Consider the following 4,149-nt stretch of genomic DNA (forward strand, 5'->3'; position numbering starts at 1 on the left):
TACTTAGAAACTTTTTTATGCATTTTAAAGAACTCTATTAACTTTTCTGAATATGAGCTATATAATAAATCAAAAATTTTATATACTTCCAAAGGAGAATCACAAGAATTCTCATTAGTTAAAATAATAAGCTGATTATCATAAAACTTCTTATTGCAAAAATCTATTATTTTAGGATGACATCTATAATGTTCCTTAAGTAATGTTTTGGGTACATCATTAAATAATTTGCAAATAGAACGAAATCAATGTTACCTGCAAGCTCTTTCAAATATAAAAAACAATCTTTGCAATTAGACATTTCTTTATTGATTTAGAACCATCTGACGTATATTTTAAACTATTTTCATCTATCCACTGTTTCCCATCCCAAACTGCTGATAACATATCTAATGATGTATTCATTTCTCTTATTAATTACATAATCTAATCAAAATACTTTTTAACATCATCTAATGATTTATAATCCAATATATCTGTAAGCATTAAATCAAGTATAATATCATTTAATTCCATTATTTTTTCATTATATCCTTGAGGAAGTTTTCCAAACTTCTTAGTAAGAAGTTTTATAACACTTAAAGCTTTCCCTCTTTTTTCTCCACGTTCTTCTCCATCTTTTACCCCATCTTCATATATCATTTTACCAATATCAGTCATTGTAAAAACCTTCCTAAATTTCTTCTTTAATTCACTATCTGCAAATTTATCAAATAAAGCATATAAGAGCGTTATACAATCCCCTTTTAGCTTTTCATCTTTAATACTTTTAGCTAAATTCAAGCTATTCATAGCCCTAGTTCCTTTTGATATATTACTCTTCATTAGTGTTAATACAACTATATCATTAATGTTAAGTTCTTCACCATTATTTATCTTACTCTTTATACTACTATATTTTTTAACTCTATATTTGCTGGAGATATTATCTTTTCGTCTATTCCAAAGAAGTTTACTGCACCTTCTTTAAATATTTCCATAGCTCTTTTAAAAATTGCATCCTCTGTCTTATTATAATCCATAATTATCTCCTATTTCATCAAACAACTTTTTAAATATAAAGTCATTTAATGGCTTTATCTTTCTCATTTATGTTCACCTCATAAATTTATCTTTAGTTTGTATTATTGTCTTTATTTATTAAAATTATATCATAATTCAATATAATAAAAATAGTATTTAACTTAAGGAAATCCTTATTTAAATACTATTTGCTGTTAGTTTATTTATCTCTTTTCAAAAGCCCCTTAATGCACCTCATAGGCCTCTTCAAAAACTCATCCCTAGAAACCCTAATTACATTTTCTCCAATAACACTCATTATGCTCTCACCATCAACAATAATTTTCACATCATCTATATTAAAAGCTTTAATCTTACTTTCATCATCAATACCATTATCTGCCTCAATGGATATTTTACTATATCTCCTTTTAAGCTCCATGAAAAGTCTGAATTCATCTTTTCTTTTTACTAATTCCACGTCCTTTATTTTTCCGTACCACAATATTCCTCCATCTTCTTTAAATATAGTCTTTGACTGATATAAAGCAATATAATTAATATTGTTTTTAGCCAAGTTTACTTTATCCTTTGGAATGTGGTAAAAGTTATATTTAAAGTTTGCTTCCAGCTGCTCTTTGTCTTTTAATGATCCAATTAATACATTCCTCATTAAGGAAACTCGACTCACATTCGTTCGCTATCATTTCTTGAAATGGTCGAAGTGGTTCAAATGACTTCAAGTATTTGATAAAGATATAATAAAGGCTAAAAACTTTATGATTCAAAGCAATGTAGCATATTCATATACCAAAGTAAAGTATTTAAAAAATAGAGAACCAATGTATGTGTGATATTTTGTAAATTATGTTATAATAAGTGTTATACAGGACTATAATCTAATGAAAAATAGTTAGAAAGGCGAACTAACTAAAATAAAAATGTTATAAAGCAAAAAACTAAAAGGTGGAGTAAAATGAATGCATTTTTGACAGTAATACCACTAATACTTATTAGGTATGGGATTTTAAGTATAATAGACAAAGAATCACTTAAACGTGCCGGTTTCTTTGCTCCATTAATCGGAATAGAAAAAGTAGCATTCTGGGTTTATCAAATTACAACCGTCCTTATTTTACTATACCTATTATTACTCAAAATCAAAACTGACTCTGATTGGTTTTACATAGGTTTAGTAATATATAGTTTAGGAATTATTTTATATGCTGTATCTGTAGTAAATTATGCTAAGCCTAAAATGAATGGAATAAATTTAAACGGATTATACCGAGTATCCCGCAATCCTATGTACATTGCATATTTTATTTATTTTTTAGGGTGTGTATTGCTAACACATTCGTTGATATTACTTGCGTTATTAATCGGTTTTCAAGTATCCGCACACTGGATTATTCTTTCAGAAGAAAGATGGTGTATTAAGAAATTCGGAGAAGAATATATAAAATATATGAATAAAGTGAGACGTTATATTTAGACAGGTATGCTATAACTCTATTATTCAAGTTATGGTTTGTGTTCTTCTTATAGTATTCACCAAGAAGAAGACTTTCAATGTCATGAATTTCTAATATTGAGTATTATAGGTGGACAATCCCACCTATAATTTTTTAAGGCTATATTTCAACATCTAATTCATAATGTAAACAAGATAAATATATACTTTTTTGAATTTATTGGTGTTACTTTATTTTTTGTATGTAAAAAGCCATCCTTTTTCGGATAGCTTCTAATTAAATTTACTTTTTGTAATACTTTTCTTAACTTAAAAAGCTGCAAAGGAATCAACGGATACATTCCTCTAGACTTTAATTTATGGACATCATATTTCCAATACTTTATTACTGGAACAGAATAATTAACTTCCTGACTATTGGGAAATATTATTCTCATATTCAATATTTCTATTTTCCTCATATTCTATATTTTAGACATCAAGGGCTCTTTTATAGTCCTTATATGCTTCTTTATAAAATCCTCTTTAGAAATCTTTATTACAGCATCATCTGCAATACTCATTATATTTTCATCATTAACGAGAATATATATTCTAAACCATATTACCATAAATATTCTTCAGAATATGCTCTAAAAATGTGGGTTTAGAGACTTGTTTTTTTAATAGAACATATTTAACTACCACAATACGTTATGCGATATTCTATTTATTAATTTTCTTCTATTTTAAATACATTAAGAATTCCCTCTCCATATTTTTGAACTTTTATTTCCCCAAAGCCCCTTACTTCCAAAAGCTGCTCCTTTGTTTTTGGTTTAGTCTTAATTAATTCCTCAATTTGTTCATCTTTAAAAATCATAAATGGTTTTACTTTTTCTTTTTTAGCTGTTTCTGTTCGAAGCTTCTTGAGCTGATTTCTTATTTCCAGTTCCACGTTAATATTAGCCTTATCATGAATATTCTCATTCAAATCTTCAGTAGTTGCAATGTTTTCTTTTATAATTCTTAAAATATCATTACCATACTTATTTACCTTTACCTCACCTAATCCCTTAATTTGAAGCAGTTGTTCAGTTGTCTGCGGTTTCATTTCCACAAGATTGTTTATAGTACTATTAGAAAAAACATAATGATATTTTAAGCCGCTATAACCTTCTTCTTTTGCTTTTTCATTTCTATAAAGTTTTAATTTCTCTGTAAGCTGCTTATCACTTTCACTTAGTTCAAGTATTTCTTCCATTACTTTTTCACTTAATTTTTCTTCGACTTTTAAATTATTAAAATCTATTTCAGATTCTTCACTAATATCTTTTGCTACAATGCTGATTTCTTCACTAAAATCTTGTTCTGTTATTCTAAACTTTGCTTCATAATCTATTTTAATAGAAGTATTCTTTTCTTTAAAGTAATCAGCTATTTTAAAAGTCATCTCTTCTTTAAAAACTACTTTCTTTAATTCATTATCCAAATTCTCAATATAAGTTCCTAATTTTTCTGCTCTTATTATTTGATTTTGTATTACTTCTGGTGCATATTTCTTCCTTATTATTGCTTTGGGATTAGCCATTATAACAAGAGATTTTACTGGTACATTATCACATTCAAAAACATCCTTAAGAATCCGCTTAATTAAGTTTACATGTTTTTTATTTTGTTCAATTGGGCTAGGC

At 27.0% G+C, this 4,149-nt stretch carries 9 protein-coding genes and 1 pseudogene; 2 read left to right on the forward strand and 8 right to left on the reverse strand.

What is annotated here, in order from left to right; genetic code table 11:
- From COL3_RS29665 to COL3_RS24250, 5 genes are all read right to left on the reverse strand, one after another.
- Nucleotides 1–236 (reverse strand): AAA domain-containing protein (locus COL3_RS29665; RefSeq protein WP_278286707.1); only part of this gene is annotated, 236 nt, incomplete at its 3' end.
- A 31-nt stretch (nt 237–267) separates the two neighbouring features.
- Entirely contained in the window at nt 268–405 is a 138-nt protein-coding gene (locus COL3_RS28985) for a hypothetical protein (protein WP_180277979.1), read from the reverse strand.
- A gap of 21 nt (nt 406–426) precedes the next feature.
- Complete coding sequence (locus tag COL3_RS24245) at nt 427–825, reverse strand: DUF4351 domain-containing protein (RefSeq protein WP_099716743.1); 399 nt, start codon at nt 823–825, stop codon at nt 427–429.
- Nucleotides 826–884: 59 nt separating this feature from the next.
- Nucleotides 885–1,022: a hypothetical protein gene (locus COL3_RS28990; RefSeq protein ID WP_008419931.1), complete on the reverse strand. Its 138-nt coding sequence runs from the start codon at nt 1,020–1,022 to the stop codon at nt 885–887.
- A 200-nt stretch (nt 1,023–1,222) separates the two neighbouring features.
- Nucleotides 1,223–1,675, reverse strand: a complete 453-nt coding sequence (locus tag COL3_RS24250; protein ID WP_008419933.1) for a hypothetical protein — start codon at nt 1,673–1,675, stop codon at nt 1,223–1,225.
- Between the two features lie 43 nt (nt 1,676–1,718).
- Here COL3_RS24250 and COL3_RS24255 point away from each other — a divergent pair.
- Nucleotides 1,719–1,856, forward strand: a pseudogene (locus COL3_RS24255) (IS1595 family transposase); the annotation flags it as partial.
- 122 nt (nt 1,857–1,978) lie between these two features.
- The gene (locus COL3_RS24260) at nt 1,979–2,497 is read left to right on the forward strand and encodes an isoprenylcysteine carboxylmethyltransferase family protein (protein WP_008419935.1); all 519 of its coding nucleotides are present in this window, start codon (nt 1,979–1,981) and stop codon (nt 2,495–2,497) included.
- Nucleotides 2,498–2,655: 158 nt separating this feature from the next.
- Here the strand turns inward: COL3_RS24260 and COL3_RS24265 are convergent, their stop codons facing one another.
- The 3 genes from COL3_RS24265 to COL3_RS24270 all read right to left on the reverse strand — a co-directional run.
- Complete coding sequence (locus COL3_RS24265) at nt 2,656–2,913, reverse strand: hypothetical protein (RefSeq protein ID WP_180277980.1); 258 nt, start codon at nt 2,911–2,913, stop codon at nt 2,656–2,658.
- A 27-nt stretch (nt 2,914–2,940) separates the two neighbouring features.
- Nucleotides 2,941–3,087 carry a hypothetical protein gene (locus tag COL3_RS28995; RefSeq protein ID WP_180277981.1) on the reverse strand — a complete coding sequence of 49 codons (147 nt, stop codon included), beginning with the start codon at nt 3,085–3,087 and terminating at the stop codon, nt 2,941–2,943.
- Between the two features lie 101 nt (nt 3,088–3,188).
- On the reverse strand, nt 3,189–4,149 hold a 961-nt coding region (locus COL3_RS24270; protein ID WP_180277982.1), incomplete at its 5' end, for an HRDC domain-containing protein.

The organism is Clostridium sp. LS, assembly GCF_002760435.1.
Lineage (GTDB): Bacteria > Bacillota > Clostridia > Clostridiales > Clostridiaceae > Clostridium.